The sequence below is a fragment of the Falsirhodobacter halotolerans genome (assembly GCF_022899245.1).
Lineage (GTDB): Bacteria > Pseudomonadota > Alphaproteobacteria > Rhodobacterales > Rhodobacteraceae > Falsirhodobacter > Falsirhodobacter halotolerans.
Window position 1 is genome coordinate 2,346,147 of sequence record NZ_JALJAZ010000001.1, and the last position, 15,281, is coordinate 2,361,427.

Annotated in this window: 16 protein-coding genes; 10 read left to right on the forward strand and 6 right to left on the reverse strand. The window is 66.4% G+C overall.

All coding sequences use genetic code 11. From position 1 onward, the window contains the following. Positions 1–72: 72 nt before the first annotated feature. Together pnp and rpsO are read right to left on the reverse strand one after the other, a co-directional pair. The gene (gene pnp, locus MU449_RS12235; protein WP_244738471.1) at positions 73–2,211 is read right to left on the reverse strand and encodes a polyribonucleotide nucleotidyltransferase; all 2,139 of its coding nucleotides are present in this window, start codon (positions 2,209–2,211) and stop codon (positions 73–75) included. A gap of 148 nt (positions 2,212–2,359) precedes the next feature. Beyond that, positions 2,360–2,629, reverse strand: a complete 270-nt coding sequence (gene rpsO / locus MU449_RS12240; protein WP_244739068.1) for a 30S ribosomal protein S15 — start codon at positions 2,627–2,629, stop codon at positions 2,360–2,362. A gap of 242 nt (positions 2,630–2,871) precedes the next feature. Here rpsO and MU449_RS12245 point away from each other — a divergent pair, with 242 nt between their 5' ends. The 3 genes from MU449_RS12245 (at position 2,872) to MU449_RS12255 (ending at position 6,128) form a co-directional block, all read left to right on the forward strand. Further along, on the forward strand, positions 2,872–3,870 hold the full coding sequence (locus tag MU449_RS12245) for a calcium-binding protein (protein ID WP_244738472.1): 999 nt from the start codon (positions 2,872–2,874) through the stop codon (positions 3,868–3,870). Between the two features lie 72 nt (positions 3,871–3,942). Next, positions 3,943–4,860: an acetyl-CoA carboxylase, carboxyltransferase subunit beta gene (accD, locus tag MU449_RS12250; RefSeq protein WP_244738473.1), complete on the forward strand. Its 918-nt coding sequence runs from the start codon at positions 3,943–3,945 to the stop codon at positions 4,858–4,860. Continuing rightward, the gene (locus MU449_RS12255) at positions 4,857–6,128 is read left to right on the forward strand and encodes a bifunctional folylpolyglutamate synthase/dihydrofolate synthase (protein ID WP_244738477.1); all 1,272 of its coding nucleotides are present in this window, start codon (positions 4,857–4,859) and stop codon (positions 6,126–6,128) included. Before accD ends, MU449_RS12255 begins: the two co-directional genes overlap by 4 nt. A 3-nt stretch (positions 6,129–6,131) precedes the next feature. Here the strand turns inward: MU449_RS12255 and MU449_RS12260 are convergent, their stop codons facing one another. Next, entirely contained in the window at positions 6,132–6,623 is a 492-nt protein-coding gene (locus MU449_RS12260) for a DUF3576 domain-containing protein (RefSeq protein WP_244738479.1), read from the reverse strand. Between the two features lie 243 nt (positions 6,624–6,866). Between MU449_RS12260 and MU449_RS12265 the strand changes: the two genes are divergently transcribed. Both MU449_RS12265 and MU449_RS12270 read left to right on the forward strand, forming a co-directional pair. Further along, positions 6,867–7,946 carry a porin gene (locus MU449_RS12265; RefSeq protein ID WP_244738482.1) on the forward strand — a complete coding sequence of 360 codons (1,080 nt, stop codon included), beginning with the start codon at positions 6,867–6,869 and terminating at the stop codon, positions 7,944–7,946. A gap of 96 nt (positions 7,947–8,042) precedes the next feature. Further along, positions 8,043–8,693 carry a YggS family pyridoxal phosphate-dependent enzyme gene (locus tag MU449_RS12270; protein ID WP_244738483.1) on the forward strand — a complete coding sequence of 217 codons (651 nt, stop codon included), beginning with the start codon at positions 8,043–8,045 and terminating at the stop codon, positions 8,691–8,693. Here MU449_RS12270 and MU449_RS12275 read toward each other — a convergent pair. Then, positions 8,687–9,166, reverse strand: a complete 480-nt coding sequence (locus tag MU449_RS12275) for a L,D-transpeptidase family protein (protein WP_244738485.1) — start codon at positions 9,164–9,166, stop codon at positions 8,687–8,689. The two genes, MU449_RS12270 and MU449_RS12275, sit on opposite strands and share 7 nt — an antisense overlap. 226 nt (positions 9,167–9,392) lie before the next feature. Continuing rightward, positions 9,393–10,460, reverse strand: a complete 1,068-nt coding sequence (gene ribA, locus MU449_RS12280; protein WP_244738487.1) for a GTP cyclohydrolase II — start codon at positions 10,458–10,460, stop codon at positions 9,393–9,395. A 160-nt stretch (positions 10,461–10,620) separates the two neighbouring features. On the opposite strand from ribA, the gene MU449_RS12285 reads away from it, so the two are divergent. From MU449_RS12285 to MU449_RS12305, 5 genes are all read left to right on the forward strand, one after another. After that, entirely contained in the window at positions 10,621–11,307 is a 687-nt protein-coding gene (locus MU449_RS12285) for a response regulator transcription factor (protein ID WP_244738488.1), read from the forward strand. 150 nt (positions 11,308–11,457) lie between these two features. Continuing rightward, positions 11,458–12,246, forward strand: a complete 789-nt coding sequence (locus MU449_RS12290) for an exodeoxyribonuclease III (RefSeq protein ID WP_244738489.1) — start codon at positions 11,458–11,460, stop codon at positions 12,244–12,246. A gap of 60 nt (positions 12,247–12,306) precedes the next feature. Further along, on the forward strand, positions 12,307–13,212 hold the full coding sequence (gene trxA, locus MU449_RS12295; RefSeq protein WP_244738491.1) for a thioredoxin: 906 nt from the start codon (positions 12,307–12,309) through the stop codon (positions 13,210–13,212). A 39-nt stretch (positions 13,213–13,251) separates the two neighbouring features. Beyond that, positions 13,252–13,896, forward strand: coding sequence for an LON peptidase substrate-binding domain-containing protein (locus MU449_RS12300; protein WP_244738493.1), 645 nt, complete (start codon positions 13,252–13,254; stop codon positions 13,894–13,896). Then, positions 13,893–14,066: a Trm112 family protein gene (locus MU449_RS12305; protein WP_244738495.1), complete on the forward strand. Its 174-nt coding sequence runs from the start codon at positions 13,893–13,895 to the stop codon at positions 14,064–14,066. Before MU449_RS12300 ends, MU449_RS12305 begins: the two co-directional genes overlap by 4 nt. Here MU449_RS12305 and MU449_RS12310 read toward each other — a convergent pair. Then, complete coding sequence (locus MU449_RS12310; RefSeq protein ID WP_244738497.1) at positions 14,063–15,277, reverse strand: FAD-dependent monooxygenase; 1,215 nt, start codon at positions 15,275–15,277, stop codon at positions 14,063–14,065. The genes MU449_RS12305 and MU449_RS12310 overlap by 4 nt on opposite strands. Positions 15,278–15,281: the final 4 nt, after the last annotated feature.

Genomic DNA, 15,281 nt, shown 5'->3' on the forward strand with positions numbered 1-15,281 from the left:
CGCTGTAGCATGATTGACATGCCGACGTAAGAGAAGGGCGCCTTCCGGCGCCCCTCCCCTTCGCAAATCCGATCAGGCCTCGTCGGCCTTCGCCTCGGGCGCGACTTCCTCGCCCGTTTCCTGATCGACCATCTTCATGCCAAGGCGCACCTTGCCGCGATCGTCGAAGCCCAGAAGCTTGACCTTCACTTCCTGGCCTTCCTTCAGGATCTCGTTGGGGTGCTGCAGACGCTTGTTGGCGATCTGCGACACGTGAACCAGACCGTCCCGCTTGCCGAAGAAGTTCACGAAGGCGCCGAAGTCGACCAGTTTCACGACGCGGCCGGTATAGATCTTGCCCTCTTCCGGCTCGGCCACGATGGACCAGATCATGTCATAGGCGCGCTTGATCGCATCCGCGTCGTTCGACGCGATCTTGATCATGCCGTCGTCGTTGATGTCGACCTTGGCCCCCGACGTCTCCACGATCTCGCGGATGACCTTGCCGCCCGATCCGATCACTTCACGGATCTTGTCGGTCGGAATGGTCAGCGTCTCGATCTTGGGCGCATAGGCGGAGAAGGCGTTGGCCGAGGTCAGGGCCTTGCCCATCTCGCCCAGGATGTGCAGACGGCCGTTCTTGGCCTGCTCCAGCGCCTGTTCCATGATCGCGGGCGTGATGCCGGCCACCTTGATGTCCATCTGCATCGTGGTGATGCCGTTCTCGGTCCCCGCCACCTTGAAGTCCATATCGCCGAGGTGATCCTCGTCGCCAAGGATATCGGTCAGCACGGCGAACTTGCCGTCGTCTTCCAGGATCAGGCCCATGGCCACGCCGGCGACCGGCGCCTTCAGCGGAACGCCCGCATCCATCATCGCCAGCGATCCGCCGCAGATCGACGCCATCGAGGACGAGCCGTTGGACTCGGTGATCTCGGACACGACGCGGATGGTGTAGGGGAAGTCGGTGGCCGACGGCAGAACCGCCTGCAGCGCGCGCCATGCCAGCTTGCCGTGGCCGATCTCGCGACGGCCGGGGCTGCCCACACGACCCACCTCGCCCACCGAATAGGGGGGGAAGTTGTAGTGCAGCAGGAAGTTGGAGCGCGAATTGCCGTGCAGCGCGTCGATGATCTGCTCATCCTCGCCCGTGCCCAGCGTGGTCACGACCAGCGCCTGCGTCTCGCCACGGGTGAACAGCGCCGACCCGTGGGTGCGCGGCAGGATGCCGGTTTCCGACGTGATCTGACGCACGGTCGTGGTGTCGCGCCCGTCGATGCGGGTGCCGTTCTTGACGACATCGCCGCGCAGGATGGACGATTCCAGCTTCTTGAACGCCGAGCCGAGGTTGATGTCGGCCAGTTCGTCCTCGCTCAGCGCGTCCTTGACGGCGGCGCGGGCGGCGGCGATGGCATCGACCCGCTCGCCCTTGTCGCGGATGGCGAAGGCGGCGCGCATCTGCTTCTCGCCGGCCTTCTTCACCTTGGCGTAAAGCTTGGAATAGTCGGCGGGCTGGAAGTCGAACGGCTCTTTCGCGGCGTCTTCGGCCAGGTCGATGATCATGTCGATCACCGGCTGCATCGCGTCATGCCCGAACTTCACCGCGCCCAGCATCTCGGCCTCGGTCAGCTCGTAGGCTTCCGATTCCACCATCATCACGGCGTTCTTGGTGCCGGCGACGACCAGGTCCAGACGTTGTTCGGGGTTGTTGCGCAGGCCTTGCATGTCATCGACCGGCGGGTTCAGCGTGTATTCGCCGTTGACGAACCCGACGCGGGCCGCCGCGATCGGGCCCATGAACGGCACGCCCGAAATCGTCAGCGCGGCCGAAGCGGCGATCATCGCCAGGATGTCCGGCTCGTTTTCCAGATCGTGGCTCAGCACGGTGCACATCACGAGGACTTCGTTCTTGAAGCCATCGACGAACAGCGGGCGGCACGGACGGTCGATCAGGCGCGACACCAGCGTCTCTTTTTCGGACGGGCGGGCTTCACGCTTGAAGAAGCCGCCGGGGATCTTGCCCGCGGCGTAGTATTTTTCTTGGTAATGCACGGTCAGCGGAAAGAAATCCTGCCCCGGCTTTTGCTGCTTGGCAAAGGTCACGTTGGCCATGACCGAGGTTTCGCCCAGCGTGGCGATGACGGTGCCATCGGCCTGACGGGCCACTTTGCCGGTCTCGAGCGTCAGCGTCTCGCCGCCCCACTCGATCGACTTACGGGTAACGTTGAACATGTGTTTTCCTGTTCTGGCCGGAGGACCCTCCCCCGGCTTGGCGTCCGGACGGGCTTCGTCCGGGGTCCTTGCGATTCTGCCGTGCGGCCGGACCCTGCCACGCGGTGCGAAAACGGCGACGCGCCCCGCAGGGGGCGCGTCGGAAAGGTCAGCGGCGCAGGCCCAGACGTCCGATCAGGGACGTGTAACGGCCTTCGTCCTTGCCCTTGAGATAGTCGAGCAGTTTGCGGCGTTGCGCGACCATCATCAGAAGACCACGACGGGAGTGGTTGTCTTTCTTATGGGTCTTGAAATGCTCGGTCAGCGTGGAAATCCGCGACGACAGGACGGCAACCTGAACCTCGGGCGAACCGGTGTCGCCTTCCTTGGTTGCGAATTCCTTCATCAGGCGGTTTTTTTCTTCGACAGTGATCGACACCGGATGTCTCCTTGGTGAAAGATTGACGGCACAAGCCAGGATGTCGTCCAGCAGGGCCCTTGGCACCGTGCCCATGAACCACGGGCGCGGATGTGCGCCTATACGGAATTTTCGCACGAAAGGGAAGGTCTTTCGCGTTAACCAGTTGCAAAGAACGTTTCCGGAACCTTCTGTGCCGACCGGGGAAAGAGTGATATACCAGACAGGCGCTGACACCGCGATCTTCGGGAAAGGATACGGGAATGATTGGGCTCCTCGGGCTTGTGGGTGCGGTGATGGCCGGCGCCGCGGCGGACGCCATCCTTGCCACGCGCGAGGCATCGGCCAGCGATGTCGACGCCGCCGCCGACGACCTTTCCCCGGAGGAGGAGGACACGACCCGCATCGTGCCACTGCACCAGATGCTGGCGGATGACGGGATGCCCCAATCCAGCGACACCCCCCCGCCGGTGGACGACCCTCGGCATCTTGTCGGCGGCGCAGGGGACGATCTGATCACCGGCGCGGGCGGCAACGACACCTTGATCGGGGGCGACGGTCGGGACCAGATGACCGGAAACGCGGGCGACGATCTGATGATCGGCGGGCGCGGCGACGATCAGATGGACGGGGGCGACGGCGACGACACGCTTCTGGGCGGCGCGGGCAACGACATCCTGCGCGGCGGCGAGGGGCGGGATGTGATGCGCGGCGGGGCGGGCGACGACTGGCTGGCCGGACAGAATGGCGACGACCGGCTGTTCGGCGGGCGCGGGAACGACAGCCTGCTGGGCGGCGACGGGCAGGACACGCTGCAGGGCGGGGCGGGCGACGACTGGCTGGACGGCGGCATGGGGGACGACCTGCTGCAGGGCGGGGCGGGGTCCGACACGCTGGACGGGGGCGACGGCAACGACACCCTGTTCGGCGGGCAGGACCGCGACGTGGATTTCCTGAACGGCGGCGCGGGGGATGACCGGCTGCATCTGGGTCCGGGCGATTACGGGCATGGCGGCGATGGCGCGGACACGTTCGTTCTGGGCGAAGGCCAGCCGGGCGATCCGGCCATCCTGTCCGATTTCAACGCCCGCGACGATTTCATCGAACTGCGCTTTGGCCCCGGTGCCGACACCCCGGTGATCGAGGTCACGACGGACGAAACCGGCCAGACCGTGCTGGTGAATGGGGTGCCCATGGCCCACCTGCCCGGCGGCACGGAACTGACCGCCGACATGATCCGCCTTCTGCCCCTGCACGCCTAGAATTGCATTTCGTGCGGGGGGACGCTATCTCGGGTCAACCCGCGCGACCCCAATAAAGGCATTCTCGGCCCCATGAACTGGATCTCCAACTACGTCCGTCCGAAGATCAATTCGCTGTTCTCGCGCCGGGAGGTGCCGGAGAACCTGTGGACCAAATGTCCCGAATGCGGGACGATGCTGTTTCACCGCGAACTGGCCGACAACCTGAACGTCTGCACGAATTGCGATCACCACATGGCGATCAGCCCGCGTGAACGGTTCAGCGCCTTGTTCGACGGCGGCATCTTCGCCGAGGTGGCGGTGCCCGAACCCACGCCCGACCCGCTGCATTTTCGCGACCAGAAGAAATATCCCGACCGTCTGCGCGCCGCGCAGAAATCCACGGCCGAAAAAGAGGCCATGCTGGTGGTTGAGGGGGAGATCGCCCGCACCCCCGTGGTCGCCGCCGCGCAGAACTTCGCCTTCATGGCCGGATCGATGGGCATGTATGTGGGCAACGCCATCGTCGCCGCCGCCGAACGCGCGGTGAAGCTGAACCGTCCCCTGGTCCTGTTTTCCGCCGCCGGGGGCGCACGGATGCAGGAAGGCATCCTGTCCTTGATGCAGATGCCGCGCACCACGGTCGCGGTGCAGATGCTGAAGGAAGCGAACCTGCCCTATATCGTCGTGCTGACCCACCCGACCACGGGCGGGGTCACGGCGTCCTATGCCATGCTGGGCGATGTGCAAATTTCCGAACCCAACGCGCTGATCTGCTTTGCCGGCCCGCGCGTGATCGAACAGACGATCCGCGAAAAGCTGCCCGAGGGGTTCCAGCGCGCCGAATACCTGCTGGATCACGGGATGCTGGACCGCGTCACCCACCGCAAGGATCTGCGGGATGAACTGGTGACGATCCTGCGCATGTTGACCGGCCAGCCCCCGGCGGTGAAGGGCGATCTGCCCGCCCCCGAACCGGTCGCCCTGCCCGCAACCCCCACCGCCGAGTGAGCGCGCCGTCCGACGCCATCCTGCAGCGCATGATGGCGCTGCACCCCAAGGTCATCGACCTGACCCTGGACCGGATGCACCGCCTTCTGGCGCAACTGGGCCATCCCGAAACCCGCCTGCCCCCCGTGATCCATGTCGCGGGCACCAACGGCAAGGGATCGACCCAGGCGATGATTCGCGCCGGGCTGGAGGCGGCGGGCCGCAAGGTCCACGCCTATACCTCGCCCCACCTTGCGCGGTTTCACGAACGCATCCGCCTTGCAGGCACGCTGATTTCCGAACCCGATCTGGCCGCCCTGCTGGACGAATGCTCGGCCGCCAACGGGACGGACCCGATCACGTTTTTCGAGATTACGACCGCGGCGGGCCTTCTGGCCTTTGCCCGCACCCCCGCTGATTACACCTTGCTGGAAGTGGGGCTTGGCGGGCGGCTGGACGCGACCAACGTGATCGCCCGGCCACGCCTGACTGTCATCACACCCGTCTCCATCGACCACCAGCAATATCTGGGCGAAACGCTGGCCGAAATCGCGGGCGAGAAGGCGGGCATCCTGAAACGCGGCGTGCCGTGCATCGTCGGCCCCCAGGCGCCCGAGGGGCTGGAGGTGATCGAGGCCCGCGCCGCCCGTCTGGGTGCGCCGCTCCTCGCTTATGGCGAACACTGGCATGTGCAGGCCGATCGCGGACGGCTGGTCTATCAGGACGAGACAGGGCTTCTGGATCTGCCGCTGCCCAACCTGCCCGGCCCGCATCAGATCCAGAACGCCGGGGCCGCCCTGGCGGCGCTGCGCCATCTGGGTCTGGACGAACGGGCGTGCGAGGCGGCGGTAACCCGCGCCGAATGGCCCGCCCGGATGCAGCACCTGCGCCATGGTCCGCTGGTGGATGCCGCGCCACATGCCGAAATGTGGCTGGACGGCGGGCATAACCCGGCGGGGGCGCAGGCCGTTGCGGCCACGCTTGCGGCCCTGCCCCGACGCCCGACGCATCTGGTCTGCGGAATGCTGAACACCAAGGATGTCGTGGGCTACATGCGCCCGCTGGCCGGGGTGGCCGACACACTGACCGCCGTCGGCATCCCGAACGAGCCGAACACCCTGCCCGCCGCCGAGACGCGCGCCGCCGCCGCCGAGGCCGGACTGGCCGCGACCGAGGCCGACAGCGTCCTTGCGGCCGTCACCGCCATCGCGGCGGGCGAACCGCAGGCCCGCATCCTCATCTGCGGGTCGCTCTATCTCGCCGGGGCGATCCTGCGCGAAAACGGCTGAGGGTCAGCGCCGCCCGTCCGCCAGACGCAGCTGCCGTGCGCGGGTCAGGATCGCATCCTCGATCGCGCGCACGGTATCGGCCGACACCGTCGCCCCACCATTTGTCTGCAACGCCACATGCAGCGACCGCGCATCCAGCGCCGCATCCTGCACATAGACCGTCGCACGATAGGCGCGCCCGCCCCCCGGCGGCGTGCCGTATCCGGTCGTGAACACGCCCGAGAACGGATCGACCGTCTGCACCGGCAGAAAGCTGAGAACATCCATGGACGCGGTCCAGATGTATTTGTTCACCGCGATTCGCGTATTGGGGTCCGAACTGTTGCGGAACAGCTGCCAGATATTGCCGTCGCCCCGCTGACCGCCGACGACATCGCTCTGATACGGCTCCCGCGCGGCCAGGGCCTCGCGCTGCCGATCCGCCGCCTCGCGATTGCCGCACCCGGCCGCAAGAACGACCAGCCCGGCCAGGAAGACATTGCGCGTCAAGGTCATGCGATCCCCTCGTTACTTACCCCCCCGTCTCTAGCCGACGGCCCCCAATGGAACAAGGGTTTTGGCGACCGACCGGCGCCGGATGGCCGGTCAATTGGGTGTGACAATCATGCACCACCACAACCCCACCGAGAACCGACATTTCGTTAGTCGTTGATTTACGAGGGTCAAGGCGCAAAAAGTTGATGCAAGCCCGCCCCAACAAGGCTGGGCCACCTGTTCAAGGTACAACGAGGGAAAAACATGAAAAAGCTTCTTCTGGCGACGTCGATCCTCGCCGCAACCACCGGCTACGCTGCCGCCGAGGTCGCACTGACCGGTGACGCACGTATGGGTGTGGTGTATGACGGTGAGGACGTGCAGTTCTCCGAGCGCGCCCGCGTTCGCTTCAACCTGTCCGGCCAAACCGACACCGGTCTGGAATTCGGCGCGACCTTCCGTGCTGACCAGGCATCGGGTTCGGCTTCGGGCGGTTCGTTCGGCACCGACACCGCGAAACGCGGCACGGTCTGGGTGTCCGGCGCATTCGGCAAACTGTCGATGGGTGACGTCAACTCCGCAGCGGAAGAAGCCTTCGGCGATCTGAACGCCATCGGGTTCTCCGGCCTTGGCGACCTGGCCGACATCCCCTACATCAACGGCGACGGCGCTGGCACGCTGGACCAGGGCCCGGGCGCTCTGTACTCCTACACCGTCGGTGGCTTCGAGTTCCACGTCGGCATGACCGACGGCTCGCGTCAGTTCGGCCTGACGCCGCTGGAAACCGGTGAAAACGACCTCGACGGCAACGCGATCACCGTCGAAGACGATCGTGACGCCACCTACTCGATGGCTGTCGGCTACTCGGGCGACAACTACAAACTGGGCCTCGGCTACCTGAACAACGGCAGCTACGAAGGCAACGCAAGCGCCTTCGGCGGCGGCAACTACGGTGGCGAACAGTTCATCGTCGTCGGTGAAACCGATGTCGCTGGCGTCGGCGTCAAAGCCTACTACACCCAGTACAGCAACGTTCTGACCGGCTTCTCGGGCGTCCTGAACGGCCAAGAAACCGACGGCGACGTCGAAGCTGACTACACCTTGGGTCTGAGCGGGTCGTACCAGTTCGGCGCCACCACGGTGAACGGCTTCTACCGTCGTGACCGCATGAAGCAAGAGAACATCTTCGGCGACGACAAGCTGAACACCTTCGGCATCGGCGCGAACTACGATCTGGGCGGCGGCGCTTCGCTGCGCGCTGGCGTGGTCGACACCGACCTGATCTACGACGCCGCAGGCAAAGGCCAAACGGTCGCCGACGTCGGTATCCGTCTGAACTTCTGATCCACCCGGATCATCGTTCCTGGAAAGAGCGGGCCTTGCGCCCGCTCTTTTCATTTGCGCGCCGCCTGCGGTAAACATCGCCAAAGGGAGCGCACCATGGCCTATTCCGACATCCTTCACCGAATCGCCTCGGCCGAAGCCCGCGCGGGTCGGGCGGCGGGGTCGGTCCATCTGATCGCCGTATCCAAGGTCCAGCCCGACGCGCGGGTGGCGGCGGTGCTGCAAGATGGCCACCGCCTCTTCGGAGAAAACTACGTTCAGGAAGCGCAGGGCAAATGGCCCGGCTTTCGCGACACTTTCGGCAGGGTCGCCGTCCACCTGATCGGTCCGCTTCAGACCAACAAGGCCAAACCGGCGATGGACCTGTTCGACGCGATCCACACGCTGGACCGCCCCTCGCTGGCCCAGCGTCTGGCGCGCCTGGCGCAGGAGCGCGGCGCCTGTCCCGACCTGTTCGTTCAGGTCAACACGGGGGAGGAACCGCAAAAGGCCGGCATCCTGCCCGCCGACGCCGATGCCTTCATTCGCGCCGCCCGCGCGCTGGATTTGCCGGTCATCGGTGCGATGTGCATCCCGCCCGAGGGCGAAGACCCCGCCCCCCATTTCGCCCATCTGGCCCGCATTGCCGAACGCAACGGCCTGCTCAACCTCTCCATGGGGATGAGCGGGGATTTCGAAACGGCCATCGCCCACGGCGCGACACATATCCGCGTCGGCAGCGCCATCTTCGGCGCACGCACCTACTGAACGCGCAGAACCTCGCCCCAGCGCACCCGCTGCGCGATCCACAAAAGGTCGCGCGGCGCAAAGGCCACGCAGCCCGCCGTGGGATACCCCGGACGTCGCCATGTGTGCACGAAGATCGCCGAACCCCGCCCCGGCGTCGCGGGCATGTTCCAGTCCACCACCAGAATCAGGTCGTAAAGCGGATCGGGGCGGCGCAGCGCCTCATGCCCGAACGCATGGGGCGCGCGGACCGGACGGTTGTAATCCGCATCCCGCACATCGTCAGACCACAGATCGCGCGGCCCGATCGGCTGCGCCCAGCCCGGCATCCCGACAATCCGGTCGGGACGGTAAAGCATCCCGACGATCCGGTGGTCGCCGCGCGGGGTCGCCATGTCGCCCTCGCGCTTGGCCTCCGTGACGCCGCCGCGCCCGATGGTGCAGGGAAACCGACGGCCAGCGAACCACGCGCCCATGGGGGTCACGCGGATCATGGCATTCCCCATTTCACAAGTCGTCGGCTCAACATCACTGCGGCGAATGCGACCAGTCCGGACATGAGCGCAAGGCCAATCGTGACCCCGCATTCGAGACTGAAGATCCTAATGCAATTGGGATACAGCGCCATAACAGCCAACCGCCATGCCAGCATCCCGGCCAGCATCCCCACGATCATCGTCACAGCGAATACGACCGACAGACCGGCACGCATCACCCACTTCACAGCAGATGCCCCGACTTCGCCGCCTTCGTCGCGAGATAGGCCGCATTCTGCGCGGTCTCTCCCACGCGCAGCGGCACACGTTCCACCACGCGCACGCCATGCGCCTCCATCATGCGGACCTTGGCGGGGTTGTTGGTCAGCAGCCGGGCAGAGGAGAACCCCATCTCCCGCAGCAACCCCGCGCCGATGCGGAAATCGCGCTCGTCATCCTCGAACCCCAGGCGATGGTTCGCCTCAACCGTGTCGAATCCCTGATCCTGCAGGGCATAGGCGCGCATCTTGTTGGCAAGGCCGATCCCCCGCCCCTCCTGGTTCAGATACAGCAGAACGCCCGCCCCTTCGGCCCCCATCCGCGCCAGGGCCGCGCGCAGTTGCGGGCCGCAATCGCATTTCAGGCTGCCCAGCACATCGCCGGTGAAACAGGCCGAATGCAGGCGGGCCAGAACGGGGGCGGCGCGGTCGGGGCGGCCGATCTCGATGGCGTAATGTTCGGCCGTATCATCCTCGGACCGGAAAATGTGGACCCGCCCCGCCTCGGACGCGGCCATGGGCAGGCGGGCGGAGACGACGGGGTGCAGGACATGCTCCGCCGCCAGCGCGCGCTGCGCCGCCCCCGCATCCAGAAGCGTCAGATCGGGGGGGGCCGCGGTCACGGGAACCATCACCGCGGCAGGCAGCATCTGGGCGGTCTTCGCCAGCCCCACCGCCGCGCGATGCGCTGCCGCGTCCCCGTGCCGCAGGCTGTGGAACGGGCCCTTCATCGGCCGCGCAAGATCGCCCGCCGGATCGGCCACCGCCCGCAACCACTCCAGCCCCGCGCCGTCCGGCACCCCGATCCGCGCGATGTCACCATCATAGGCGCGGGCGCGCAACGTCTCGGCCCGCCGGGCCGTCAGCGCCACTTCGATGCGGCCAAGACCGCGCAGATCATCCAACCGCGCGGGGGTCAGCGTCTCCACCGCCGTCGCCAGCCACAGGCCGTCGGCCTGCAGAACGATCGGCAGGCCAAGGCGAAGATCGGCACGGGCGCGCGCCATCCGTTCGGTCAGGGTCAGGGACAGCATCGCGCCTCCGGGGAACAGTCCCCCATATCTAGGGAAATTTGCCATGAATTGAAACAATTCCTGCGCAGGCGACACGTCCGCGTGAAGTTCTGTCGCATTTCTTGCCCCCCGTCCCGTTCACCCCGATGTGACATCGTGACGGCAACGAACGGAGGTTTCCATGGCGGCCCTGAAGAAAATCCTGCTGGTGGACGACGATGACGATCTGCGCGAGGCGCTGAGCGAACAGCTGGTGATGACCGAGGATTTCGACGTGTTCGAGGCCGACAACGGCGCGGGCGGGATGGAAAAGGCCAAGGCGGGGCACCATGATCTCGTGATCCTCGATGTCGGCCTGCCGGACACCGACGGGCGCGAATTGTGCCGCCGGATGCGCAAGGCGGGGGTGAAGTGCCCCATCGTCATGCTGACCGGCCACGACACCGACGCCGACACGATTCTCGGTCTCGACTCCGGCGCCAACGACTACATCACCAAACCGTTCAAGTTTCCGGTCCTTCTGGCCCGCATCCGCGCGCAGTTGCGCACCCATGAACAGTCCGAGGATGCGGTGTTCCAGCTTGGGCCCTATTCCTTCCGCCCGGCGCAGAAGCTGCTGGTGGACGACAAGGACCGCAAGATCCGCCTGACGGAGAAGGAAACCAACATCCTGAAGTTCCTTTATCGCGCGACGCAGGGCGTGGTGCCGCGCGACGTGCTGCTGCACGAGGTCTGGGGCTACAACGCCGGCGTGACCACCCACACGCTGGAAACCCACATCTATCGCCTGCGCCAGAAGATCGAGCCGGACCCCTCGAACGCGCGGCTTCTGGTCACCGAAAGCGGCGGATACCGGCTGGTGATCTGACCGCCTCTTGCAGGACGGCGGGCGCGTCATATCTGTGTCATGTCGCGCCTGTGGTGCGACACCTCCCTGTTGGACCTTGCTGGCACATGCCGGGGCCGGGCTTTCGCCCGGTCTTTTTTTATGGCTTATGGCTGCCAACAGGAGATGCCCATGCCCTTCACCCTTGCCACCTGGAACATCAACTCGGTCCGCCTGCGCGAACCCCTGGTCCTGCGCCTGCTGACCGAGGAGCTGCCCGACGTTCTGTGCCTGCAGGAATGCAAGAGCCCGGTGGACAAGATCCCCCTCGATGGGTTCCGCGCGCTTGGCTACAACTGGATCGTGGCGCGGGGGCAGAAGGGATACAACGGCGTGGCGATCCTGTCGCGGCTGCCGCTGGTGGATGCGGGCGACCGGGATTTCGCAAATCTGGGCCACGCCCGCCACGTCGCGGCCGCGCTGGAAAACGGCGTGACGATCCACAACGTCTATGTCCCCGCAGGCGGCGATGTGCCCGACCGCGAGGTGAATGCAAAATTCGGCCAGAAGCTGGATTTCCTGACCGAGATGCGGGACTGGGCGCATGGCGCTCCGCCCGCGAAATCCATCCTCGTGGGCGATCTGAACATCGCCCCGCGCGAGGATGACGTCTGGTCGCACAAGCAGCTTCTGAAGATCGTCAGCCACACCCCCGTCGAGGTGGAGCATCTGGGCGCCGCGCAGGATGCGGGGCGGTGGGTGGACATCACCCGCAAGGACATCCCCGACGGCAAGCTCTACAGCTGGTGGTCCTATCGCGCGGCCGACTGGAACGCGGCGGACAAGGGGCGCAGGCTGGATCACATCTGGGCCACGCCCGACATCGCGAACGCCGCCCATTCCAGCCGCGTCCTGCGCGACGCGCGCGGCTGGACCCAACCCTCGGACCACGTTCCGGTTTTTGCCACGTTCGACCTGTGATCCCCTTGGCGTCCGTCCTTCGGGCGCGCATATAGGTCCAAACCCAAACGGAGGCAGCCGATGTTCGGTCTTGGCGAAACACCCAAACCTGTTGCAAGCGACCTGATCAAGGACACGACCGAAGCCACCTTCATGGCCGACGTGATCGAGGCAAGCCAGGAGGTGCCCGTCATCGTCGATTTCTGGGCGCCCTGGTGCGGCCCGTGCAAGACGCTGGGCCCCGCGTTGGAGGCGGAGGTGACCGCCGCCAAGGGCAAGGTGAAGATGGTGAAGGTCGATGTGGACCAGAACCAGCAGATCGCGGCGCAATTGCGCATCCAGTCGATCCCCACCGTCTATGCCTTCTTTCAGGGCCAGCCGGTCGACGCCTTCCAAGGGGCCCTGCCGCAATCCGAAATCAAGGCCTTCGTGGCGAAACTGGCGGGGATGGCCGGGGATGGCGGCCTCTCCGATGCGATCGAGGCGGCCGAGCAGATGCTGGCCGAAGGGGCCGTGGCCGACGCCGCCGAAACCTTCGCCGCCATTCTGGAGGAGGAGCCGGAGAACGCGCAGGCCTATGGCGGTCTGATCCGCACCCGTCTGGCCGCCGGCGACGTTGACGGGGCGCAGGCCGCGGCCGACGCCGCCCCCGCCAAGATCGCCACCGCACAAGAGGTGGAGGCCGCCCGCGCCCAGATCGCGCTGGCCCGTCAGGCCGCGAACGCAGGCCCCGAGGCCGAGTTGCGCGCCACTGTGGAGGCCGATCCCGACAACCATCAGGCCCGGTTCGATCTGGCACAGGCGCTCCACGCCTCGGGCAAGGTGGAGGAGGCGGTGGATCAACTTCTGGACCTGTTCCGCCGCGACCGGGATTGGAACGACGGGGCGGCCCGGGCGCAGCTTTTCATCATTTTCGACGCGCTGAAACCGCAGGATCCCATCGTGTTGAAGGGGCGGCGCAAACTGTCGTCGATGATCTTTCTCTGACGCCTTTCCGAACGGGTCGCGCGGACTAGCTTCCCGGCCATGATGAATGCCGCCGACCTTCCGGATACGATCCCGCTTTTCCCGCTGTCGGGGGCGCTTCTTCTGCCGCGCGCCCGACTGCCGCTTCACGTCTTCGAACCGCGTTATCTGCAGATGCTGGAAGATGTGATGGCCACGCGCCACCGCCTTCTGGGCATGGTGCAGCCGCGCGGCGTTCCCGGATCGGGCAAGGAGAAACATCAGGCCATCGGCTGCGCCGGACGTCTGACGGGGTTTTCCGAGACCGAGGATGGGCGCTACATGATCACCCTGACGGGCGTGTCGCGGTTCCGCCTTGGCACCATCGCCACCGAAGACGCCCCGTATATCACGGCGCAGGTGGACTGGAGCAGCTTCGGCCGCGACCTGGGCCATGCCGAAGGCGATGCCGGTTTCGACCGCGAGGCGTTCATGGCCTTGCTCCAACGCTACTTTCAGGCGATGGACCTCTCCACCGACTGGGGCAGCCTGAACGAGGCGGAGGCGGAGTTGATGATCAACTCCCTGTCCATGCTGTGCCCCTTCCCGCCCGAGGACAAGCAGGCGCTGCTGGAGGCGCCTTCGCTGGTCACGCGACGGGAAACGCTGGTCACGCTGATCGAATTCGCCCTGCGGGGCGGCACCGAGGGAGAGCGCCTGCAATGACCCAATTCGACCGCCGGATGTTGGAGGCCCTGGTCTGCCCCCTGACGCAATCCACCCTGACCTATGACGCGGAACGGTCCGAACTGATCTCGCGCGAGGCAAATATGGCCTTCCCGGTGCGCGACGGCATTCCCGTGATGCTGGTGGCCGAAGCGCGCGAGCTGGATTAGGGCCGCCGCCCGTCCAGAAGGACGGGCACGTCGCCCGCCACCCCCGCCGCCTGCCGGATGAACCTGCGCCGCAGGCCGGGCAGGGCATTCACCGCCCCCAGCCCCAGATCCCGCACCAGACGCAACGCCGGATTGTCATTGGAAAACAGCCGGTTCATCGCGTCCATCCCCAACGCCATCGCCGTGGTGTCGAACCGCCGCCAACGCTGATACCGCTCCAGCACATCCGTAGCCCCGATATCCTCGCCCCGCCGCGCGGCCTGGATCACCACCTCGGCCAAGGCCGCCACGTCGCGCAGCCCCAGGTTCAGCCCCTGCCCCGCCAAGGGATGGACCCCATGCGCCGCATCCCCCACCAGCGCCACGCGCGGCGCCACGAAACGTTCGGCCAGGCTCAGCGACAGGGGATAGGTGAACCGTGCCCCCGCCAGCCGGATCTCCCCCAGGAAATCGCCGAACCGCGGGCGCAGCGCCTGAAGATATTCGGCATCGGGCAGGGCGTGGATCGCCTCGGCCAGCCCGCGCGTCTCGCTCCACACGATGGAGGACATGTTGCCGGGCAGGGGCAGGATCGCCAGGGGGCCGGAGGGCAGGAACAGTTGATGCGCCACGCCGTCATGGGGGCGGTCATGGGCGATGGCCGTCACCAGCGCCGTCTGGCCGTAATCGTGCCCCCGCCGTGCGATGCCCGCGCGCGCGGCCACCCCGCTGCCCCGCCCGTCGCAACCCACGATCAGCCGCGCCGCGATCCGGGGGCCCGAAGCCAGCGTGACCTCCCCCCCCCTCTGCGCCACAACCGTCTCCCCGCTCAGCAGGGTGATGTTCGCCTCGGCCTCCATCGCCTTGCGGAAGGCGGCATAAAGAAAGCGGTCCTCCAGCATGAAGCCCATCGGCCCGTCCTCGATCTCGGCCTGATCGAAGGTCAGCACGAAGGGCGATGCGCCAAAGCCCACCTGCCCGTCGCCGGTGCGGATGCGTGCGATCGGCTGCACCCGGTCCGCCACCCGTTCCCAGACGCCGATCGCCCCCAGCAACCGCCGCGAGGCGAGGGCCAGGGAATAGGCCCGCCCGTCGAACCCCCGCTCCGCCCGGTCGGGCGCGGGGCGCGCGTCGATGACCACGACCGACAGCCCCGCCTGTGCCAAGGCCAGCGCCAAGGGCGGACCGTTCAGCCCGCCGCCCACGATCACGATGTCCGCTTGCGTCTTCATGGAT

Bases quoted from the DNA above. Each gene is read 5' to 3' on its own strand.
- pnp (WP_244738471.1), bottom strand. From the start codon at position 2,211: ATGTTCAACGTTACCCGTAAGTCGATCGAGTGGGGCGGCGAGACGCTG.
- MU449_RS12245 (WP_244738472.1), top strand. From the start codon at position 2,872: ATGATTGGGCTCCTCGGGCTTGTGGGTGCGGTGATGGCCGGCGCCGCG.
- accD (WP_244738473.1), top strand. From the start codon at position 3,943: ATGAACTGGATCTCCAACTACGTCCGTCCGAAGATCAATTCGCTGTTC.
- MU449_RS12260 (WP_244738479.1), bottom strand. From the start codon at position 6,623: ATGACCTTGACGCGCAATGTCTTCCTGGCCGGGCTGGTCGTTCTTGCG.
- MU449_RS12265 (WP_244738482.1), top strand. From the start codon at position 6,867: ATGAAAAAGCTTCTTCTGGCGACGTCGATCCTCGCCGCAACCACCGGC.
- MU449_RS12270 (WP_244738483.1), top strand. From the start codon at position 8,043: ATGGCCTATTCCGACATCCTTCACCGAATCGCCTCGGCCGAAGCCCGC.
- MU449_RS12275 (WP_244738485.1), bottom strand. From the start codon at position 9,166: ATGATCCGCGTGACCCCCATGGGCGCGTGGTTCGCTGGCCGTCGGTTT.
- ribA (WP_244738487.1), bottom strand. From the start codon at position 10,460: ATGCTGTCCCTGACCCTGACCGAACGGATGGCGCGCGCCCGTGCCGAT.
- MU449_RS12285 (WP_244738488.1), top strand. From the start codon at position 10,621: ATGGCGGCCCTGAAGAAAATCCTGCTGGTGGACGACGATGACGATCTG.
- MU449_RS12290 (WP_244738489.1), top strand. From the start codon at position 11,458: ATGCCCTTCACCCTTGCCACCTGGAACATCAACTCGGTCCGCCTGCGC.
- trxA (WP_244738491.1), top strand. From the start codon at position 12,307: ATGTTCGGTCTTGGCGAAACACCCAAACCTGTTGCAAGCGACCTGATC.
- MU449_RS12300 (WP_244738493.1), top strand. From the start codon at position 13,252: ATGATGAATGCCGCCGACCTTCCGGATACGATCCCGCTTTTCCCGCTG.
- MU449_RS12305 (WP_244738495.1), top strand. From the start codon at position 13,893: ATGACCCAATTCGACCGCCGGATGTTGGAGGCCCTGGTCTGCCCCCTG.
- MU449_RS12310 (WP_244738497.1), bottom strand. From the start codon at position 15,277: ATGAAGACGCAAGCGGACATCGTGATCGTGGGCGGCGGGCTGAACGGT.